The sequence below is a fragment of the Armatimonadota bacterium genome (genome assembly GCA_023511795.1).
Taxonomy (GTDB): domain Bacteria; phylum Armatimonadota; class UBA5829; order DTJY01; family DTJY01; genus JAIMAU01.
On record JAIMAU010000011.1, the window covers coordinates 35234 to 56680 of the forward strand.

Annotated in this window: 14 protein-coding genes and 1 tRNA gene; 8 read left to right on the forward strand and 7 right to left on the reverse strand. The window is 46.9% G+C overall.

All coding sequences use genetic code 11. From position 1 onward, the window contains the following. Positions 1-10: 10 nt before the first annotated feature. Together K6T99_09750 and K6T99_09755 are read right to left on the reverse strand one after the other, a co-directional pair. Positions 11-2029: a tetratricopeptide repeat protein gene (locus tag K6T99_09750; protein MCL6520106.1), complete on the reverse strand. Its 2019-nt coding sequence runs from the start codon at positions 2027-2029 to the stop codon at positions 11-13. A gap of 11 nt (positions 2030-2040) precedes the next feature. Beyond that, a complete protein-coding gene (locus K6T99_09755) occupies positions 2041-4068 on the reverse strand; it encodes a tetratricopeptide repeat protein (GenBank protein ID MCL6520107.1) in 2028 nt (675 codons plus the stop codon). A gap of 195 nt (positions 4069-4263) precedes the next feature. Between K6T99_09755 and K6T99_09760 the strand changes: the two genes are divergently transcribed. The 6 genes from K6T99_09760 (at position 4264) to K6T99_09785 (ending at position 10805) form a co-directional block, all read left to right on the forward strand. Continuing rightward, the gene (locus K6T99_09760; protein ID MCL6520108.1) at positions 4264-5652 is read left to right on the forward strand and encodes a glucose-6-phosphate isomerase; all 1389 of its coding nucleotides are present in this window, start codon (positions 4264-4266) and stop codon (positions 5650-5652) included. 150 nt (positions 5653-5802) lie between these two features. Then, on the forward strand, positions 5803-7359 hold the full coding sequence (pruA, locus tag K6T99_09765; protein MCL6520109.1) for an L-glutamate gamma-semialdehyde dehydrogenase: 1557 nt from the start codon (positions 5803-5805) through the stop codon (positions 7357-7359). A 168-nt stretch (positions 7360-7527) separates the two neighbouring features. After that, the gene (locus K6T99_09770; GenBank protein ID MCL6520110.1) at positions 7528-7881 is read left to right on the forward strand and encodes an RNA-binding protein; all 354 of its coding nucleotides are present in this window, start codon (positions 7528-7530) and stop codon (positions 7879-7881) included. Positions 7882-8130: 249 nt separating this feature from the next. Next, positions 8131-9171 carry a hypothetical protein gene (locus tag K6T99_09775; GenBank protein ID MCL6520111.1) on the forward strand — a complete coding sequence of 347 codons (1041 nt, stop codon included), beginning with the start codon at positions 8131-8133 and terminating at the stop codon, positions 9169-9171. Between the two features lie 75 nt (positions 9172-9246). Next, positions 9247-9726 carry a hypothetical protein gene (locus K6T99_09780; protein ID MCL6520112.1) on the forward strand — a complete coding sequence of 160 codons (480 nt, stop codon included), beginning with the start codon at positions 9247-9249 and terminating at the stop codon, positions 9724-9726. A gap of 116 nt (positions 9727-9842) precedes the next feature. Next, positions 9843-10805 (forward strand): radical SAM protein, encoded by a 963-nt coding sequence (locus K6T99_09785; GenBank protein ID MCL6520113.1) that lies wholly within the window; start codon positions 9843-9845, stop codon positions 10803-10805. A 23-nt stretch (positions 10806-10828) separates the two neighbouring features. On the opposite strand, the gene K6T99_09790 is transcribed toward K6T99_09785, so the two are convergent. Further along, on the reverse strand, positions 10829-12442 hold the full coding sequence (locus K6T99_09790) for a hypothetical protein (GenBank protein MCL6520114.1): 1614 nt from the start codon (positions 12440-12442) through the stop codon (positions 10829-10831). A gap of 130 nt (positions 12443-12572) precedes the next feature. On the opposite strand from K6T99_09790, the gene K6T99_09795 reads away from it, so the two are divergent. Beyond that, positions 12573-14285 (forward strand): hypothetical protein, encoded by a 1713-nt coding sequence (locus K6T99_09795; GenBank protein ID MCL6520115.1) that lies wholly within the window; start codon positions 12573-12575, stop codon positions 14283-14285. Positions 14286-14319: 34 nt separating this feature from the next. On the opposite strand, the gene K6T99_09800 is transcribed toward K6T99_09795, so the two are convergent. The 3 genes from K6T99_09800 to K6T99_09810 form a co-directional block, all read right to left on the reverse strand. Next, complete coding sequence (locus K6T99_09800) at positions 14320-15945, reverse strand: beta-N-acetylglucosaminidase domain-containing protein (protein ID MCL6520116.1); 1626 nt, start codon at positions 15943-15945, stop codon at positions 14320-14322. A 19-nt stretch (positions 15946-15964) separates the two neighbouring features. Next, the gene (locus K6T99_09805) at positions 15965-18700 is read right to left on the reverse strand and encodes a hypothetical protein (protein MCL6520117.1); all 2736 of its coding nucleotides are present in this window, start codon (positions 18698-18700) and stop codon (positions 15965-15967) included. A 165-nt stretch (positions 18701-18865) separates the two neighbouring features. After that, a complete protein-coding gene (locus K6T99_09810; GenBank protein MCL6520118.1) occupies positions 18866-20617 on the reverse strand; it encodes a beta-galactosidase in 1752 nt (583 codons plus the stop codon). 242 nt (positions 20618-20859) lie between these two features. Between K6T99_09810 and K6T99_09815 the strand changes: the two genes are divergently transcribed. Next, positions 20860-20934: transfer RNA gene (locus K6T99_09815), tRNA-Arg, on the forward strand. Between the two features lie 3 nt (positions 20935-20937). On the opposite strand, the gene K6T99_09820 is transcribed toward K6T99_09815, so the two are convergent. After that, positions 20938-21426 (reverse strand): hypothetical protein, encoded by a 489-nt coding sequence (locus K6T99_09820; GenBank protein MCL6520119.1) that lies wholly within the window; start codon positions 21424-21426, stop codon positions 20938-20940. Positions 21427-21447: the final 21 nt, after the last annotated feature.

The window sequence follows — 21447 nt, forward strand, 5'->3', positions numbered from 1 at the left end:
ACACTTTAACTTAATTAGGCGCGATTGATATCTCATGATGAGGTTTAAATTTTCTATATTTGCTGTTAATTATCCTTACAAGCTCTGGATTTGGGGCATAACCATATTTACGGCAGAGTTCAATTTCATGCAAGGCCTCAGCATGCTTCCCATGCACAGCTAGAATTACTGCAAGGCCATAGTGTGCCTCCGCCATTTGCGGCTGAATGGAAATTGCACGATGCAAATGCTTTTCCGCACTGCGGAAGTCACGCTTCTGAATAAACAATAAGCCTAGGTTGCACAAGACATCCGCGTCCAATGGGTTGAGGCGCAAAGCCTCTTTATAGTGGGCAACGGCGTCATTAAAACGACCAATTTCGGAGAGGAGGAGCGCCAAATTGTAGTGAGCCTCCGCATAGTTTGGATTCGCAGCGATTGCTTTTTGATATTCTTCAATTGCCTCGTTGATTTTCCCTTTGCTAGCAAGAATAGAAGCAAGGTTGTTGTGTGCTTCGGCAAAGTCAGGCTTTATCTGAACAGCGGCAATGTAATGTTCGACCGCCTCCCCAATACTGCCAACCTCCTTCAGCGCACGCCCAAGATTTAAATGTGCAAACGGATACAGAGGTTCGATTTCTAGCGCTCTTGAGTACCAAATAATCGCATCATCAATCTGATTCAAGCGTTCATACGCGAGCCCCAGGTTGTTGCATGCCAATGCATTGTTGGATGTAACCGCAATTGCACGCTTGAATAATTTGATATTATCATGCCAGTAACCAACTTGTATCCAGGCGCACAAGGCAAAAGCTATTATGCAGGCGCAGGCAGTGAATATAAGAATAGGCGACCTCTTATTTTCGCTTTCATTGCTTGCCTCATCCAACCATGCTCTACATATCAAATCCGGAAGCCCCCAAGCAATCATTATGAAAAGACCAATCAGCGGCACATATGTGAATCTATCTGCCATGGAAAACATGCCAACTTGCACGAAGCCAATCACTGGTACCAGGGTGCCAAGATACCAGAGCCACCCAACGCCCATGTAAGGCATTTTTTTAGAAGACCGCAAGGCAAACACAGAGACTAACAACAGAATAACACCTGCTGCAATAGCCTGCCAAATTGGAAGGTTATGGCCAGGGTGTGGGTAGAATGCAGAAAGATTTCGTGGCCAGATCATCTTCCATATGTAACCTGCATAGGAAATAATGGCGTTCCCAAAACGGATGCCAAATGTAAATCCGCCACTCAGTGCATTGTTCGATTCCTGCATCACATACGCTAAAACCGAAAATACCGCTGAAAGGATAAATAAAGGTATCTTTTCAATCACTAGTCGCGAAACTGGTGTTTTCTTGTCCTCTGAAGAACTAGTCGGTTGCGGGAACCGGACAAAGGCAGTGCGCTGGAGTGGCCACCAGTCAAGAAGCAGGAGGAGAAATGGAAGCGTAACAAGCATTGGCTTGGACATCAAACCAAGGACGAAAAATACAATTACGGATAAGTAAGTCCTAACACGCGGCAAATGAACATATCGCAAATATGCCAAGAGTGTAAGCATCCAGAATAAAGTGCTCAGAAGATCTTTTCTCTCAGCCACCCATGCTACCGATTCTACATGAAGTGGGTGAATGGCGAACAATCCCGCGACAAAGGCACTACGCCAGACTGATTTCGTAGCTTTTGACAGGAAGCTAAATAGCAACAAGGTATTGAATATATGTAGCAATAGGTTTGTAAGGTGAAAACCCCTCGGCGACGAGCCTTGAAGCTTGACATCCACCATATAAGAAAGCCAAACGATGGGATGCCAAAATCCAGCATAGTTTGTTGTTAGTGCCCATTTAATGTCATCAAGAGTCGGTGGATGCTGGAGACGAGGATTCTCCACGATATAAGCTTGGTCATCAAAAACAAAGCCGTGGCCCTGCACTTGCCAAAAGGTAGCGATTGTCAAAATAACAAGAAGCAAGCCAAGTATTATATTGACACGCCAAAATTTAGGACTTTCTTTATTTTCGACTTGTGGTTCTCGAAACATGCAAAACGCCTTCAAGGCTTGAGAAGTTTAGCCTCAAGGAGCTTAACCAAATTTGGATTAGGAGCGCCCCCATACTTTCGGCACAACATAACCTCTTGCCATGCATTTGAATACTTGCCCTGCAAATAAAGAACAAGAGCAAGACCCTCATGTGGCTCAGGTCGGTTAGGCTCAATCTCTAAAACTTTATTGTAACATACTTCTGCTTCTTTGAGCCTGCCCAGCTTCGACAAAGTCATTCCCAAAGCATTCCATGCGCCTGAGTGATTGGGTTTCAACTGCACAGCTTTCCTAAATTGGTCAACTGCCCCCTCAAGCTTCCCCTGGTCCAAAAAAGCAAGCCCCATTCTATAGTAGTCCTCTGCTGTCGTTGCAGAACCGCCAACTAGACTTCTAAGCAGTCTTTTAAGGTTCCTTTGCGCGGCAGCGTATGTGGGGTCAAGTTGAATGGCTTTTTCAAATTCATCTTTTGCCTGGCTGGAATTGCCCATTTTCGCGAAAACAACGCCCAAATTATTGTGCACAATTGCAGATTTTGGATTTATTTTCAATGCAAGCATGTACTGCTCAAAAGCTTCTTGAAGCCTTCCTTTTGCTTCAAGGCTTATGCCCAGATTGATATAGGCGTCAAAATACCTAGGAGCTATCTCCAAAGCCTTTCGATAAAAAGGTATTGCCTGGTCGTGTCTTTCTTTTTTTGCAAGCGCCAGCCCTAGCGCGTTGAGAGCAAAGTAGTTCCTATGTGATATCTGGAGCGCTCGGCTGAATAGCGTGATGTTATTGCGCCAGTAACCAATTTGGATAAGAGTTGAAATCATGAAAGCGATGAGGCACAAGCCCCCTGTGATTGGGAGGACGCTGTAACGACGAAAAGCATGAAGCGGAAGCTTTTCGTTCCTATTCGCTGCCAATTTCCCATTTACACCCGCAAATTCAAATAGGCTGGGGACTCCCCATGCAACTACCACAAATATTCCTATTAATGGTATGTATGTGTATCTATCCGCCATCGCCTGTCCGCCCACTTGTATAATGCCGATGACTGGAATAAGCGTTAATAAATACCAAAACCACCCGAACACCAAGTAAGGATGTTTTCTTGCCGTTCGGAAAGCTAACGCCGTTATGGCAATTATAAACAATCCCGACAGAATGCCTTTCCAAGTCAGCTGTTTCAGCTCAGGGTATGGGTAGTATATAGCCAAGCGAGCAGGCCAGAACATATGAAATAAATAGCCAATATACGATAGGAAGGCATTAAGAATGCGACTTGGCAGTGAGGAAACATTAAGGACAGACATTGCCCCACCCGATTTTTGCGCGACAAACGTCACAACACCAGAGGCCAGCGCCAATATAAACAATGGAATTTTCTCGATTAACAAGCCTCTAATTTTGCTTGGAAAACAATTTAACGAAGAACTACCAATAAACCCCATGCGCCCAATAGGCCAAAAATCCAAGAGAAGAAGCACAAGCGGGAGCGTTACAAGCATTGGTTTGGACATGAGGCCTAGTACATATAGCACAATCATCAAAATGTACGTACATGTTGTGGGAAATTTCACATACCTAGCGTACGCCAAAAGGATAAGCATGAAAAACAAAGTACTCAAGACATCTTTTCTTTCAGCTATCCATATGACCGATTCCAAGCGAAGCGGGTGTACGGCAAACAGTGCGGCAACGAAAGCACTTCTCCACACATAGCCGGTTAGCCGTACCAGCAAGATGAATAAAAAGAAAGCATTTGCCGAATGAATTAACAGATTAGATAGCCGGTGCCCCCAAGGCTTCAAGCCATAAATACTGCAATCAACCATGTGCGCCATCCAAGTGAGAGGATGCCAGTTAGCAGCGTACATTGACTTAAAAGACCAAACCAATCCATTGGCGGTGAGCCCCTGGCGGACATGGAAATTTTGGAGCAGATACTGTTCATCATCATAGACAAATTGATTGTAAAGGGCTGGGGAAAAGACAGCAAAAGTTCCTATTATAATAATAAGACCAATTTTGAGAATAAGGCGTTCATTCATTCGGCAACCAAGCTTTCAAGTCTAGCAAAGAGAATTTTCGTAAGGGAAAAGAAAATCTTTCAAAGCCTAATCATTTTGACTTACCTTTGCTACAGTATAGTATCCTAACGAAGGAAGTCAACCAAAATATGTTGAATATCTGGGCGTTGGTATAGTCTTCGACTCATCCTAAAAACTATAATTAATGGTGATGGAATGGAAAACATAATAACTGTAGATGTTGGTCACTTAATCAATGCAAAAGACATTTCAAATTTCCTCTCCGAATCCGAAATACGTAACCTCGCCAAAAATAACGCTTCTGCCTTTGAAGAAGTACGGGCATCGCTGCAAGACTATTCCCTTCCAATCAGTCGAGCTTGGACCTCAGGCTCTACGATTCAAGAGACAAAACTGGTTGCCCAAGAATTAAAAGAGAAGTATCAGAACGTACTTCTGATAGGCATCGGCGGCTCAACCCTCGGATTCAGGTCAACGCTTCAATTCCTAAAAGGGCCTTTCTATAATCTCTTTGGCTCGCCTCGCATGTTCGTGCTCGACAATGTGGACGCCGTTTTGGCCGAACAGCTGGCTGATTTACTTGATTTCAGAAAGACCGCCTTGGTGTATATAAGTAAATCAGGCTCCACACCTGAACCAGCTGCGAATTTCTTGTATTTTTATAAAAAGTATAAGGATGCGGGCGGGAATCCCTCCGATATAGCCATCATTTGCGACAAAAAGAACAACGGAATCAATCACATAGCCCAGGAACTCAGGTGCCACCTATTGCATATTCCAGGTGATCTTCCCGGCAGATATAGTGTACTTTCACCAGCGGGCCTCCTACCCGCTGAACTCGTAGGCATCGACTCCGATGGCCTCGTAAAGGGTGCAACAAAAATACACGAGGCAATAGTTGGCAAATACAACAATGAAAATGCAATTCTAATGTTAGGGTCAGCCCTTGCGGCACTTGCAGACAAAGGTAAGAAAATCCATGTTTTATTTAACTACGGCAATGTGCTTTCGGAATTTGGGCTGTGGTTTGAACAACTTTGGGCAGAAAGCCTGGGCAAAGAGACTTCAATAACAGGGGAAGTTGTTCATTCAGGTACAACTCCTTTTGCGGCGCTTGGTGCAACAGACCAACATTCTGTACTCCAATTGTTCAAAGAGGGGCCGAACGACAAAGTCTACGGCTTCGTCACCATTGATTCATGGCCTGCCTCCACCAAACTGACAAATGAATTCCCTTCTGAAGTCGAGTATGCCTATTTCGGGGGCCACACGCTTAGCGATTTGCTCAAAGTAGAGCAGCTCTCAACCGAGATGAGCCTTGTAAAAGCTGGACGGCCTTGCTACCGACTGATACTCCGCGACATCTCCGAACCAACCATTGGCGGCCTATTCTATTTCATGGAGACGCTAACCATATTCGTGGCAAAGCTCTGGCATGTCAATCCATTTAATCAACCGGGCGTAGAGGAAGGCAAAAACATGACCTATGCCCTTATGGGACGGGCGGACTTTGCACCAAAGCGGCAGGAATATGAAAAAGCGTTGGAAACATTCATGAATCAAAGTTACCCATTGACATTGTAGTTTCGGATTTGCAAAGGAGGAACAAAGCTCATCCATAGTGAAAATCAATGATGGAGCAGAAGTCCGGCCCAAAAAACCGACAGGACGGTCAGATGCCGGGCTTCTTTTTTGAATACAATAACCTATTTAGTAGTGTTAGAGGGGGTATCAATGAAACGACCCGAGTTTAGAAACGAAGCATTCCAAGACTTCTCGAACCCTGAGACCCGCGAGAAAATGCAAAAAGCGATTGCAGAGGTAGAAAAAACATTTGGCCGCGAGTATGACTTAGTAATCGGCGGCAAGCATGTAAAAGCAAAGGATCAATTCGCCTCACACAATCCGTCCAATCCCGACGAAGTGCTGGGCCTTTTTCAACTAGGCACGCCAGAAGTTGGCATTAAAGCAATTGAGGCGGCGCTAAAGGCCTTCGAGACATGGCGGTTCACTTCGGCAGAAAAAAGAGCAGAATTTTGCTTCCGCCTGGCCGACAAACTTCGCCAAAGGAGAAACATGTTCGCCGCTTGGCTCATACTTGAGGTCGGAAAATCATGGGTTGAAGCAGATGCCGACATTGCAGAAGCCATTGACCTAGTCGAATTTTACGGCCATGAGGCGTTAAGATATGGTGCACCCCAGCCAGTGACCCCTTACCCTGGCGAGGTACCCAGCCTCCGCTACATCCCGCTCGGCGTTGGAGTTGTAATACCACCATGGAACTTTCCTGTCGCAATAATGGCAGGTATGACGACAGCAGCTTTTGCCGCAGGAAACACAGTGGTACTAAAACCATCGAGTCAAGCTCCGGGCTGTGCAACCAAATTCATGGAGGTATTGGAAGAGCTGGACCTACCGCCAGGGGTAGTGAATCTCGTCACTGGTCCCGGGGGGAAACTAGGCGAAGCGCTTGTGGCGCACCCGAAAACTAGGTTCATCTCATTCACCGGTTCAAAGGAAGTTGGCCTTAGGATAAACGAACTTGCTGCCAGGCACCAGCCTGGTCAGATATGGATTAAACGCGTAGTTGCCGAAATGGGAGGAAAAAATGCCATCATCGTAGACAGCGAGGCGAATCTAGCTTCGGCAATCGAGGGTGTAACAGTTTCCGCATACGGCTATCAGGGCCAAAAATGCTCCGCATGCTCACGTGCCATCGTGCTAAAGGAAGTATATGACGACTTTGTAGACGGCCTTGTCGAGCGGGTGAAAAAAATTACAGTAGGCGACGTCAGAAACCCTGATAATTATATGGGGCCAGTAATCAGCCTAGATGCCATGTCTACAATACTTGACTACATTGAGATTGGTAATCGTGAGGGGAAACTAATACTCGGCGGCAAGAAAATTGAGGAGCTGCCCGGCTACTTTATCGAACCCACGATTTTTGAGGGAGTCGACCGAAACGCCGTTATAGCCCAAGAAGAAATATTTGGTCCAGTGCTGGCAATTATCAAAGCCAAGAATTTCGACGATGCTCTCGATATCGCAAATTGCACGGAATATGGACTCACTGGGTCTGTTTATTCGACTAACAGAAAGAAATTGGAGAAGGCTGCCGATTTGTTCCACGTAGGGAATCTTTACTTCAATCGGAAGTCAACAGGCGCAATGGTTGGAGCACATCCCTTCGGTGGATTCAATATGTCCGGCACAGATTCAAAAGCCGGGGGACGTGACTATCTGCTTTTGTTCAGCCAGGCAAAGAGCATATCCGAGAAGATAGTCTAAAAATTAGTTGATATTTCGAAATTTATAGGGTATAATGTTTAAGGCAAGCATGTATTGAGCCTCGAGTGTGTTTGATTCGTGCTGCGAACTGTTCTTTCTCTCGGGATCGTTCGGCGCAATGAATTAGCCCCGTGGCTAAAAAGCTTGCTGATTTCAATACGCGGGACAATGGTCCCAGAAAGAGGAGAGCAGTTGGCAGTAAAGTCACTGTATGTAGGCAATTTGTCCTACCAAACCACGGAAGAGGAACTTGGAAGCCTCTTTGAGCCGTGGGGTCCTGTTAGCGATGTAAGAATCGTTGCTGGACGCGGATTCGGATTCGTAGACATCCCTGAGGAAAACGCTGGGGATGCAATCGAGCAGACGAACGGCAAAGAATACCAGGGCCGGACGCTCACCGTAAACGAGGCTAGGCCGAGAGAGAGCCGAGGCGGTGGGTTCGGCGGTGGTCGTGGCGGCTTCGGTGGTGGAAACCGAGGCGGCGACCGTGGCCGAGGGCGCGAGCGCCGAGAGCGCTGGTAAGCCTATTATAGCTTAGTCTGATTCCGAGAAAAAGGGAAGGTTTTCAAACCTTCCCTTTTTTCTTTTTTGGGCCGCCAACGGGACCGTGCAATTTAACTTGCCAAATGCGCAAGCTAACCAGTAAAAATACAGTTGACACATTCCAAACTGAAAGCTATACTGTAATTGGTTGCTTCCCCATTCCTGCAGGCTTCTATTGCCTATTATCTCCCCCGGGATTAACCATTAAAATTTTTAGGAGGCATTAAAATGAACCGAATTTTCCCAGTACTGCTCGTTACATTAGGGATTCTTGCGTTTATCTTGCCATCAACTGCTAGCGTGCCGACAATGATTTCGTATCAAGGCAAGTTGACCGATGCCGCAGGCAACCCATTGAACGGCACCTACAACCTTTCCTTTGCAATATACAACGACGCAACTGCAGGCTCTTTGCTTTGGACAGAGACTCAAAACAACGTGCAAGTAAGCCAAGGGTTATTCAATGTACTCTTGGGGTCGGTCAACCCCCTCCCCGACAGTGCTTTCACAGGACTGACGTGGCTTCAAACCTCAGTAGAAGGGAATATTCTGACACCGAGGGTCAGAATTGTCAGCGCCGGATATGCACTTCGTTCAAAAAAAGCAGAGGAAGTAACACCTCCGCTAATCCTCTTGGGAGCAATTGATTCTCCCAATTCCCTTATTTCTGCCACAAACTCCGGAACAGGACCAGCTGGTAGCTTCCGGTCTGAGGGAGGCCATGGTTTGGTAGTTACAACAACCGCAAAAAGCGGCGCCAGCGCGTATTTTGGCGTAGACAACGCAACAAGCAGTGCCACGTCGCTACAGGCAGCAAACGTGGCACTGGGAAAGGCAGGGGATTTTAGCATTTATAATTCTTCAAATAGCTCACCTGCAATATACGCCTATACTAATGGACTGGGGCCAGCTTTAAGAGCCCAAGCTACCGGAAGCGGATTTGCAGGCGAATTGTTGGGTTCTGCATTTGTAACCGGAAATCTAGGAGTAGGTACGAGTAATCCAACATCTAGGCTTGATATTGCTGGCACGGCACAAATGACGGGTTTCAAACTCACTACGGGAGCAACAAACGGATATGTGCTTAAGTCTGATGGAACGGGCAATGGCACATGGCAAGCAGACGGACTAAACCTTCCATTTTCCACAACATTTTCTAGCAGTTCCACGCTATTCTGGCTCAGAAACAGTGGCTCGGGAGGAGTGATATATGCCAACAGCCAAGGTGCCGGAGACGCAATATACGCCTTGTCTTCTGGAACTGGTTAAGCAGGAAGCTTTTCAATAAACAGCGCCAGCAACTCAAATGCTTTGTTTGCGTCTACTAATGGAAGCGGGCACGCAGTGAGTGCTATTAATACAGGCACAGGGAATGCAGGCAACTTCCAGATTAATAACACCAATAGTTCTTCAAATGCCTTGTACGTAACCACAAACGGCAGCGGCGATGCAATTTACGCATTCTCAGTATCGGGTAGAGCCGGGTATTTCAACGGCGATGTGTACGTCGCAGGAGACCTGACCTTCCCTAGCGGCAAGCCTAGTGTGCCTATAGCCTATGGAATCGTCAATTCAGACGGAACGTTACAGGCGGGCACTTCAGGCGTAAGCAGCACCTGGGATTCTGCAAACCAAGAGTATAGAATCACTATCCCCGGTGGGTACAGCACCCTAACCCACGTTGCAGTTGCAAACGTTGTGGGGTTAACAGGGCCCAGATTTGCCATGGTTAGCTCGGCTTCAAGCAAGCTAATAGTGACTATCTTTAACTTGTCTGACGCAAAATCCCAAGGAATTTTCAATTTCGTTGTTTATAAACCTTAGCTAAAAACAGGATAAGCTGAATATATTTACTCTTTGGGCCCATTATTGTTTTTCTTGCATTTTATTCTTCTTCAGTGTATAATAGGGCTAGCTCACCAAATAAACGTGAGGAAAAGATGGAAGGCATTCTTGTCGCTACGTACCGCTGCAACGCACGGTGCCATATGTGCAATACCTGGCAATTTCCAACAAGCCCCGAACAGGAAATGGATCCAAAGTACTATGAACGGTTTCCTAGACTTAAGTTCTTGAATATCACAGGCGGCGAACCATTTCTTCGCGAAGACCTTGAAGAGATTGTAAACATTGTTAAGCCAAAATGCGACCGAATATGCATAAGCACAAATGGCTACTTCACAGAGAGGATTGTTGCACTTGCGGAAAAATTCAAAGGAGATATTGGCATACGCATCAGCATCGAAGGTCTTCCCGCGGCGAACGACGAACTTCGCGGCATCAAAGACGGCTTTGACCACGGCTTGCGCACGCTTTTGCAACTTAAGCGCATGGGAATGAAAGATATCGGTTTTGGAATCACCGTTTCCGACCGAAACGCAAAGGATCTATTAGAACTTTATGAGCTGGCAAAGCATCTTAAAGTAGAGTTTGCCACTGCAATTGTTCACAATTCCTATTACTTCCACAAATTTGACAACGAGATTACAAAAAAAGAAGAAATAACGGAATCTTTCACCGAACTGATTCGCGAGCTTTTTAAAACCAAAAGACTGAAAAATTGGTACAGAGCTTACTTCAATCACGGCATCATAAACTATGTAAATGGCGGCAAGCGCCTATTGCCTTGCAATATGGGAACAGATGTCTTTCTCTGCGAGCCCTGGGGCGATATTAAGCCTTGTAACGTGCTTGATGAGGTCATGGGCAATATTAAGGAGCAAACGTTCGAGGAGATATGGGCTAGCCCACGAGCAGAAGAAGTTCGCAAGATGGCATCCAATTGTGGGAAACGATGCTGGATGATAGGAAGCGTCGCCCCAGAGATTAAAAAGCGAAAATGGTACGTCCTAAAATGGATACTCAAGAATAAATGGAACTATAAGCCTTGTTTCGACGATTAATAAAAGCATTCGAATACAGGTCGCTAAAAGCGCCAAACAGGCCAGCCGTGTTTTGCAATAGCATCATCCACCTCACGGCTCGGCACCAAATATAGAACCAGCAAACGATATCCTCCATGGAGAGGTATCTCCAACATTCTTGAGCCAGCCGGAATAGACTTCAAAGTTTCTCCGCCATGGAGTATTCGACGGAAAAAATGAGGGATGTATTCACGTGCTGTTTCGCCTGGCCCAATGAGAAGCGGATGGTTGATAACAAGATTAACTCTACGCTTTAACATATAATCCACAGTAGCCAACCTTTGGTGGCCTGGATAGTCCCCAATTACCGTTCCATACCTCGCCACCCAGTGGTCATTAATCCCAAGCATATCGAGCGACTGCAATTCAGAGTAGTATGGAATTGCACCTGCAGGCGTAACACCAATTAACACCTTAGAGCCCTTTGGTAAAGCCTCGCGGAGCGCTAAGCCCATCTCAATCCAACCAGGCTGGCCATTCCTGCCAATAACATATTCGTATTGTTCGGGTATGGTGCTAATTCCATTCTCGTTCAAACCAGTCTGATAGAAAGTTCGGCCGACAGTCATATATTGCAAAGAGCCTGACAAAACCAAAGCAACAAGCGCGACCTGAACTGCCTTTTGCTTTATGAACACACATGAAACCCAAACAATCAGCACGAATATGAACGGCATCACAGGCACAATAAAGCGAAACTCCATAAAATCTCCGCCAACCTTCACAACATACGCTAGCCAGACAAGCGTTACGACTGCTGGCATAGCCAGGCGCGAGTTCATATTTTTTGCTGCTGCAATTACCAGTAGAGGGAAGACAAATAGCCAATATGATGAAAAAAATGCATACACATATTTAAGTCCGCGAATAGGCGAAGTGATAGAAGACGCCTTTGCGTAGAAGGTATTTGGCAAAACCTCACCATAATAACCAATCTTCCAAAATACCCATGCGCCTATAATCACAACAATTGGACCTATCAGTGCAAAAAGCAAAGCTACTTTCCTGTTACTCTTCTCGCGCAAAATAAGGTAACCGCCAACCCCAAGCCAAACGGCCACAGGAAGAGCCGAGTCGGGCCTTGTAAGAACTGCCAGCGCGGATATAAGCGATAGAAATAACGTGCGCCCAACCTTGAACGACCCTTGTTTCATCGAACCTACAGCAAGATACACAGCGATTACAAAAAAGGCAGTCTGCATTTGCGTCTCAAGACCGCCAGTAGCATAACAGCTGAACGAATAGTTCGTGCCAAGCAAAACAAGAGTGAGTATACCGAGCCAGTGTGACTCCAGAAGCGAAACTGCCAACTTATAGGTGAATGCTAACGTGAGAGCAAAGAAGGCCATCCCCATAAAGAACGAGAAAGTGACAGGATCATGCTTCAGATAGTGGGGAATCGCCATTGCAAGCGTCCACAGGAAGTTTGTGTAACCTTCCAGCCGCTCACCATAATTCCAAACTAAGCCATTGCCTTCTGCTAAGTTACGCGCATAGCGGAAGGATATAAAGGCATCATCCTGAATGAACCTGTTTGCCCAAGCGAAAAACAACAGGGCAACAAAAACAACAAACAACACACATCGAAAATCGATTTTTGATAGACGTTTGAACATTCTTCCCAACATAGCCGCTTGTATCAATTCTCTGCTCCAAGCTTAGATACCTTCCATAGTTGCCCATTGTAAGTAATATCCACTATAATGGCTAGAAATCCACGAATTAACTTCAAATAAAGAGGTAAATATGAAGGTGCTTGTTCTATGTCTTGCAACATTTTCAATCATAGCATCAACCGTGCATGCTCAGCAAAGTTCACCTTTGAATACCCTTAATGTTCGGGACTTTGGAGCGAAAGGTGACGGAGTTACCGATGATACTCCCGCATTCGAAGCAGCGCTCAAAGCCGCCGGCGAAAGCGGCACAACCGTCTTCGTTCCCATTGGCAACTATCTAATAAAATCGCACATCAAAATACCAAACAATACTACGCTCGAAGGTGTATGGAAGATTCCCACAGCATTCAGTCAACACAAAGGAAGCACTTTGCTTGCAGTTGAGGGCGAGAATTCAGAAGATGGGCCAGCGTTTATCACCCTCGGCGCCAACTCAACAATCAAAGGAATTACAGTTTTCTATCCAAACCAGAAGCCAGACTCCATCAAGAAATATCCATGGTGTATTTCCTGCGCTGGTGGAGACAATCCCTCTATCATTGACTGCCTGCTAGTAAATCCATACCAAGGTGTGGACTTTGGCACGAATCCATCTGGTCGGCATTATATACGCGGCTTGTATGGCCAACCTCTTAGGCGAGGTATTTTTGTTGATAAATGTTATGACATCGGCCGAATCGAAAACGTCCACTTCTGGCCTTTCTGGAACTGGGATGAAACAACCGGCATCAGGGAATGGATGACAAGAAATAGCGAGGCATTTATTTTTGCCCGCACAGATTGGGAATATGTGTTCAATACTTTTTGTTTTGGCTATTGTATTGGCTACCGATTTATCAGCAAAGAAAACGGGCCAATGAACGGCAACCTGCTTGGAATTGGTGCAGATGCATGCAACATCGCCGTCCTCGTGGAACAAACTCAGCCGCCAGGGCTACTCATCACAAATGGCGAATTTGTCAGCTTCCTCGGCGAAAAGCCAACAGAAGTCGTGGTAAAAGCCTCGCATACTGGCGTTGTATCATTCCAAAACTGCTCATTTTGGGGACCGGCGCACCAAATCGCTAGAATTGCAGGCACGGGCACCATCTCCTTCAGTAACTGCAACTTCTGCCAATGGGATGCCGAAGGGAAAAATATTCCAGCGATAGAAACCTTTGGCGGCAATTTGCTCGTAAATGGCTGCAACTTCATGTCAAAAGGGCGGCAAGTTGCACTTCGCGGTCAAACAAAGTCAGCTGTAATCACAGCAAACCGCATGGCTGGCCAAGAAGCCATCGCCAATCCTGCAAAGGCGAACCTTCAATGCGGATTGAATGCCGCAGAAATCCCACCGGCCAGGCCAAAGGAGGAACGCGGGGCAATCGTCATTGATGACACAGACTCCCCGCCAGCAGTCTCGTTCTCAGGCAAGTGGTACATGACGCCAAACACTGAGAGCCAGCAAATCGGCTACTACCTCGGCACTCGCTGGGCATGGAAAGGCACAGGAGATGCAAAAGCTGTCTTCAGACCGAACATCCCCAAAACAGGAAGCTATGCCGTCTATGCATGGTTTGGACCCGATCCGATCTCCGATCATGCCTCAAACGCACCTGTGGAGATTCGCTCAGCTGATGGATTGCACAAAACAAGTGTTAACCTTCGCCAAATGAAAGGTGAATGGTTCAGGCTCGGAACTTTCCGCTTTGAAAAGGGAAGTAAAGGATCGATAGAGTTCAGCAATGATGCTGATGGGAACGTTTTGGCAGATGCGGTCAAATTTGTCCCCGTCAAGCAATAGAGAGAAATACTTCACGCCCATTGATAGTGGATAACTAATCTAATGGAACCAGCTCAGCTTCAGCAACCATAAACCAAGGTGGCATGCCTAAAGTACCCTGATTCTCAATCATTTGGATGCTAAGCATATTTTCATCAGTTTTTAGGGCTGAGGCAGGAACATCAAACTCCTTTGTCTCAAAGTTAGTCATCGAAAAGTTGGCAGGCCCCTGATATATCACATAACCATTGAGTCGGATGCAAATTTTGCCATTGATGCCCAAATCATCGTTTCTGGCCATAAGCTTGAGCCTTGCTCCTCCTTTGGGCACCGTTCCAAGCCACAATTCAGTATGCATCTCGTCTTTGCCAGTTTGTTTCGCATATACATAATTGACTTGATAGCCAAATTTCAGACAGCCGAAGAGGGAAGCCGCCCCTCCTTCGAAGTCAAGTCCGGTTGCCTTGAGCGGAGAGGAAATACGACGGTCAGCCACCATCCTTTCCAGCAAAGCAATGTCCTGCTCCACTGTATCGCGAACATCCTCCCACAAATTTTTCAGAGAAGGCTGGGCTAAAAAGGCAGCTCTTAATGCGCGATACTTAGGCAATTGTTTCAATGCCTGTTTGCGGTCGCCCAATGCCGGTTGTGGCGGCCAATTCTTCTCGCCCCAAAAAGAACACCCATACAGCTCGACCAACAGGCGAATTGCACGTTGTTGTTCCAGCGGATAGCTTTGTATTAGCTTCTCCATAGCCGCCTGGGGGTCGTAGTGCTCTGGATCATTAAGATAGGCAGCGGTAGTAGCCAATGGTATTGTTGAGGCATACCATTGCTTCATTGGATTGGCGATATAGCCTGAGACTGCGCTCGCAAGATCAGCAGAACGGTTCTTCAGTGGAGAAAGGAGCGGCCGCCAAGGGAACATATCATTCACCGGATAGTTATCCCAAACAAATGGTTTTCTGCGAATCCACTTCGCCACCAGTCTAGCATTGTCAGCAGTGATTGAGGCCGAACAGCATTGGGGGCCAGTCCAAAACATCATTACTTCGTTATCAATCCCCTTTCCAATCGCCTCAACATAATCCATATGTCGCTCCATATCAGCTGTAAGGTAGGCACTGGGGCAAAATATTAGCTTTGGACGAGGCTTGAGTTCCTTCATGCTATTCCAGAGACGATTGACGAAGTATACTTGAGCTGCGGCAAGGCTACCGAACTTGTCTTTGTCCTCTGGCTGAAGTTCACGGTTTATGTCATCTAGGCATAGGGCAAACCATCGCACTCCGGCAGCATGCATAATTTTTACTTTGTTGAGTGCTATCTCAAAGTCAGAATCGCTCGAATATACTAGCGGTGGATTGCTCCAAATACCAGGGTTGAAGGAGAGGCATATATCCACTCCAAGCTTGCGCCCTTCTTCGGCTAGTTTCCCTATCGCCTTCTGTTCATCTGGTGTATACTGAGAGCGCCAGCGCATTCCACTAGCGGGGAACGAAGAATAACAAATCATCAGAAAGTTTAGATTATGCTCAGCAAGCCAGGGAAGTGCTAGTTGGTACTTCTCTATTCCTTCCCACCACAGGCCCTTTATGCCCCGAATTTTGAACTGCTCGGCATCCAGAGTCGGGACGGTGGAAACAAACAAAAGCAACATAATTAGTACTTTAATCTTCATTGCGTTGTTTCCCAATTTTTTACTCGTACCTAACAATGAGTTTGACCGGCCTTCCAGCAGCCGAAACCTCAATTGTTTCACCTTTATATTTGTTAATCTTCAAACCATTTAGGTAGACCGCCTTAATTGGCTTGAATTTTGGATGGCGCAAGGTGACAAGAATCCTCTTGGGTGGCTTACGCGCAGGCGGAGTAATGCTCACTTCTATTTGTCCCTCGCTGACCTTCGATACGATACGGAACGAAACATTCCCAAAGTAAGTTGGCGCCCGTCTTACCTCAACCACCTTACCATCCTCAAGCCATGCCCGAGGAACGGCCTCGGCGATGTGGAGATCATCACCTTCTTCGCGAAGAAGCATCATGCGGAGCGTCCGAAGTTGCTGGGTTGCAGAATAAAGATGCGGAAGCGTCCACATATTCGAGCCGTTGACTGCAAACGTGCATTCGACCCCCGAGTAAGTATCACGTGTCATCCCATAGGCAAGCATTCCGTAGAAGCCTAGTATGACCTTCCTTGGATCACCACGCTTCAGCTGTGTGAGAAGGTAACCGTATGTATATGCATGGTCTATGCCGCCGGTTTGAAACTTGCAAACGCCCGCTATTAGTCCGTTCTTTCTTTCTATGAAATCGGTTATCCAATAGGCACGCTTGTCATTAGCTGGCAAAAACTCAGATTCTAGAAGACAACAAGCAACCAAACCATAATAATCTCCGCCGGTATAGCCGCTTGACTTTAGGAGTCGGTGATTTTCTGGCACAAGTGGAAGTACTGTTCTGCCTTCAAACTCGATAGCAGCTGCATCCATTGAGGCTAGAATATCTGCACGGTATGCCTCGGCTTCCTTTCGGAATCGCTCTGCCTCTTCCTTCATCCCAACAGCCTCGAGGGCGGCTGATGCTTTTTCAAGGCCAACACAGCAGTAGGCGTCCGAAAAGTAGTTAACCTCTGGCTCAGAGTAATCGCAGTATGGGCGGAACTTGATTAGGCCCTTGGTGATTCCTTCCTTTGGTGCTTCTTTTCGCTTGCGTATGAGCCAATCGCCAATTTTAACAATATTGGGCGCAACTCGGCTGAGCCACCCTTTATCGCCCGTGAAATTATAATGCTCCACAAGCGCGATAGGAAGCGTTCCCATATCGGGCAAGCCAAAGTTCTGCGTATACAAGCCGTCGGGTTGCTGGAAATGCAAGATGGAATCCAGGTAGCGCTCTGCTTTGTCGTGCAAGCCATACATGTCAAGGGCAATGTAGTGGAGCGTACAGCTATACCCGTAGTTCTCTTCGTAGAACCCAATTCCATCGTGTGGCTCGTAAATGCCGTTTATTTTATCCACGTTGAGCTGAGAATACGCAAGCCATGCCCTATAAGCATCATTTATTCTCTGTTCGGGAACCTCAAAAACCGCAACCCTGTTTAGAAGCCGCCGCCAAAATTCTGCTACCTCATTTAAGGCAGCATTATACTCTGAAATAGAGATTTTTGAGATATCCTTTGCATCCGGCCATCCCATTTTCATGCAAGCGATTTGTAAGTCTTGAGAAGATTCTTCGGATGTCAGCTCGAACTGATGACGTTCTCCATTAGCCACTAGAGTAATAGAATCAGGAATTTTGGCATTCTTTTTTAGCCGACGTGCCTCCAAGCATATGAAAGCAACAAGCGATGTATCAGGACTCATACCCTCAGACCAGCCAAAGACGGTCTGCTGGTACTCAATATCACTTCGTCGGGTAGTTAGGGTTAATACGGGAATATACCCGCTTAGCCACTTTCTCTCGATTGGGGTTTTCTCATCGCCAAATGGAACCCCTGGGTTGCCAATCTCGATCCATGCAATTGGCGGCTGGTTGTAATTGAGCTGTAAACGCCCAAGGTGGTCAATAGCAATGTCTGTCGGATGCTCTGGGACGCCCACTGCCTCTTTCGGATATTTCATTTTCGGGTAGAACTTCGCCACTTTCTCGAACGTTGGATCATCTTTCCCGCGAAGAATAATCTTGCCCACTGGGTCCAAGCCAGATTCACTAAGCGACCTTCTTTCAGCGGGCTTAAGCGCGAGATGCTTGGGCGAAGTCTTTTCTACTTGAATATCTGAAATCTCCGATGTTACCCAAGGCCCACGATCTAAGTAATCATTGTCAAGGTCGGGATTCGAGTAATTAGGCTTATCATTTGAAAACCCTTTTCCAACGACCAGCGAAGCTGGGGCTCCACTTAGCTGAGCAGGACGGTGAATGACGCGGAGTGTTTTCCATTTTTTACAGTCCTCGGAAATCGAATAACGGAGAACATCTTTCCCCAGCTCAATGCGCAAGTAATGCGGAAGTAGATGGTCGCACGGCTCAAGGTAACTCTCTAGAGTAAAACCTTCGAGAGTCTCGGCGGCATAGAACCGATTGATGCCGTCCGGCCCGCTTATCATACCCATTTGACACCAATTTGCCGTATTCCAGACAAGGAAAATGGAAGTACACCAACTTATTCCTGCGGGCGACGAAGGTTTAATACGTGCTTTTACAGTAACATTGTCTACGCCAAGCTGCCGAGAGATATGCGCATAAGTATGAAGATTTGCCCTAATTTCCGCAACGCCATCCTTTAAAACAATTTCATTCCCTTTTGAAACGTGAAGATGCCATGAAGAATCTAACTTCCCACCTTTAAAACTCTCGTGCAAGATTAACTCACCAGCTAAGGATGCTTTATAGACCATGCAGACCAAGGGCAATAGTAGAATTATTCTAATCATCAGCTAGCTCTCCTTGGGATAAATTGCGAAATAATACACATCGGGTATTACTAACAATCCAATCCATCTACCATCTATGAGTCAAAAAAGGCAAATAGGAGAACATGTACTCACTTTGCCGACCACGGAACCAAACATTAAAGGGCCAGCATGAAGCTCATTTCACTACCTCTCAATTGCCGCCTTTTTCGCAATGATTGGCTTCAGCTTCTCTGGCGGGAATTTAGGTTTCCTATCGTAGGTATAAAGTCCATTGACCTCTTGCTCTACATCCGTAAGCTGGGTATAGCAGAAACCAGCGATGTGTGGATTTTCGAGAAGCACCTTTGCAAGTCCCCTATAGCGCTCAATGAACTCCTTTTCAGTTTTCGGGCGATCTCCATAACCCCACGCCTTGTCGTCCTTTTGTCCGGGGTTCCACCAAATTCCGCCGTACTCGCTAACGACGACCGGCTGGCCAGTATATGGCGGCTCGAACTTTGGGTCATTGCGCGCTAGGGTCTCGGTCTTCGGGTCTTTGCCAAAGGGGCTGTATCGCTCGGCAAATGACTTAGGATTTTGGTCATAATCGTGGAGGTCCCAGATATCCGTTACGACGTGTGTATAACCGCTGGCATCAATGAATGGGCGCGAAGGGTCAAGACGCTTTGTTAGACTATAAAGTTCGCGGAAGAAAACTGGAAGATATCGATCATAGCTGGAATGCGCCTCGTTCAGAGGCATCCATACAATAATCGCGGGATGGTTCCTATCGCGCAAGACGACCTCCGTCCATTCGCGGATAAAGTTCTCGCGTGCTTGGGGATGATTTGCAATTGAGCAACCCCAGTCGGGGAATTCGCCCCACAGGATGTATCCAAGCTTGTCCGCCCAATAGAGGGTGCGCGGTTCGAAGACTTTTTGATGGAGGCGGGCACCATTGAATCCATAAGCCATGCTCCTCTGAATATCTGCCTTGAGTTCGGCATCCGACGGCGCCGTATAGATTCCACCTGGCCAGAAGCCTTGGTCTAAAATAAGACGCATGAATACAGGCTTGCCATTGATGAGCACACGGTCGCCATCAATGCGCACGTCCCGCAAGCCAAAATAGGACATCACTTCATCAGTAACCTTTCCATCCTTAAGGAGGCAAAGGCGCAGGTCGTAGAGAAACGGACGCCCAGGCCACCACAGCTTAGGCCTAGGTATACTGATAGTAAGCACATTCTGTCCACTGATTTGCTTAAGGCTCTCGGAGCGAACTTCTTTTCCACCAGCAAGCACCTTTGCCTCAAGTGAAATTTCCTTCGCAGGATTTGTGATTCCGATTTCAAGCGCGACCCGACCATTCAGCGCATCAGGCCAAATTGCTAGCGATGAGATGTACGTCTCCGGCACAGCCTCGAGCCAAACCGTCTGCCAAATTCCAGTTGTGCGCGTATACATGCATCCATACGATTCAAGCCGATGGCTTTGTTTACCTGAGGGTTGGAACCCGGTGCGCAATTCGTCTACGGCATACACCACAAGCTCATTCTCGCCATTCATATCAACCACATCGGTGACATCCGCACTAAACGGAGTATAGCCGCCTCTGTGATGGGCAACTTCATGTCCATTGACCCAAACGCGAGCCTCATAGTCCACAGCACCGAAATGAAGAAGCAGGCGTCTGCCTTGAAGCGCCTTGTCTACCTTGAAATGCCGGCGGTACCACACAGCGTTCATGAAATCTGTCACGCCAATTCCTGAAAGCTTGCTCTCTGGGCAAAATGGCACGAGAATCTCAGATGGGAAGTCGTGACCAGTATACCAGCCCTTTTCCATGCCTGACTTTTCATTGTCTATAGCGAACCGCCACTTGCCGTTTAAATTCTGCCAAGCCGCCCTCATAAAATCTGGCCTAGGATGCTCTGGTCTAGGAATGTCATACATTTGCTTTTTTGCTCCTTTGACGTAGTCTGACTTTGCGGCTGTTAAGCCAAATACCACAAAAACTATTAGCGTTGAAATAGCAAACTTGTCCATCAAATGATCACTCGCCAACTATTTGAGATACTAGCGGATATTATAACCACATGTTATTTATGAATCAATGTGCTTAAGAATTTGCAGGCATCGGCATGCTTGCTCTTGATTGACTTCGAAACCAAATTCAAGTAATATAATATTTGAACGCCCCGGTAGCTCAGGGGATAGAGCGCGGGCCTCCGGAGCCCGGTGCACAGGTTCGATTCCTGTCCGGGGCGCCAATTTTATTTATAGCTACCGAATTCCTCAGCAGCGTTAATCATCGCACGAATATTTTCATCTGGCGTATCGCGTCCACATTGGTCTCCGGTTGAAAGAATAAAACCACCGCCTTCGCCTGCATCCCTTATTGCCTGCTTTGACGCTTGGAATACATCGTCGTATGTTCCCATGAGCATGAGTTCAACCGTATTCAAATTGCCCTTGAGAACCAACCGGTTGCCATATTTTTCTTTCAGCCCTCGGAGATTACAGTCGCCCATTGGGGGTGCCTCCAATGGGTCAATCACATCGAGGTCGGTTTCTTCGGCACATATTTTGACGAGTTCTGCTTCGGGCCCGCATGAATGAACGTGGCTCACTATTCCAGCATTCTTGCAGAGTCGAGTGACCTCCTGCACCACAGGCAACGAGACATCGCGAAATATTTCGATGTTCTGCCAAACAAGCGTCCCAGAACCACCACAGCTCACATAATCTGGGCGAACCTGCATGTGAAGGATATTTTCGAACCT

Coding starts and splice junctions, on each gene's coding strand:
- pruA (MCL6520109.1), top strand. CDS start 5,803: ATGAAACGACCCGAGTTTAGAAACGAAGCATTCCAAGACTTCTCGAAC.
- K6T99_09820 (MCL6520119.1), bottom strand. CDS start 21,426: ATGCAGGTTCGCCCAGATTATGTGAGCTGTGGTGGTTCTGGGACGCTT.
- K6T99_09755 (MCL6520107.1), bottom strand. CDS start 4,068: ATGAATGAACGCCTTATTCTCAAAATTGGTCTTATTATTATAATAGGA.
- K6T99_09750 (MCL6520106.1), bottom strand. CDS start 2,029: ATGTTTCGAGAACCACAAGTCGAAAATAAAGAAAGTCCTAAATTTTGG.
- K6T99_09785 (MCL6520113.1), top strand. CDS start 9,843: ATGGAAGGCATTCTTGTCGCTACGTACCGCTGCAACGCACGGTGCCAT.
- K6T99_09805 (MCL6520117.1), bottom strand. CDS start 18,700: ATGATTAGAATAATTCTACTATTGCCCTTGGTCTGCATGGTCTATAAA.
- K6T99_09810 (MCL6520118.1), bottom strand. CDS start 20,617: ATGTATGACATTCCTAGACCAGAGCATCCTAGGCCAGATTTTATGAGG.
- K6T99_09795 (MCL6520115.1), top strand. CDS start 12,573: ATGAAGGTGCTTGTTCTATGTCTTGCAACATTTTCAATCATAGCATCA.
- K6T99_09790 (MCL6520114.1), bottom strand. CDS start 12,442: ATGTTCAAACGTCTATCAAAAATCGATTTTCGATGTGTGTTGTTTGTT.
- K6T99_09800 (MCL6520116.1), bottom strand. CDS start 15,945: ATGAAGATTAAAGTACTAATTATGTTGCTTTTGTTTGTTTCCACCGTC.
- K6T99_09770 (MCL6520110.1), top strand. CDS start 7,528: ATGGTCCCAGAAAGAGGAGAGCAGTTGGCAGTAAAGTCACTGTATGTA.
- K6T99_09760 (MCL6520108.1), top strand. CDS start 4,264: ATGGAAAACATAATAACTGTAGATGTTGGTCACTTAATCAATGCAAAA.
- K6T99_09775 (MCL6520111.1), top strand. CDS start 8,131: ATGAACCGAATTTTCCCAGTACTGCTCGTTACATTAGGGATTCTTGCG.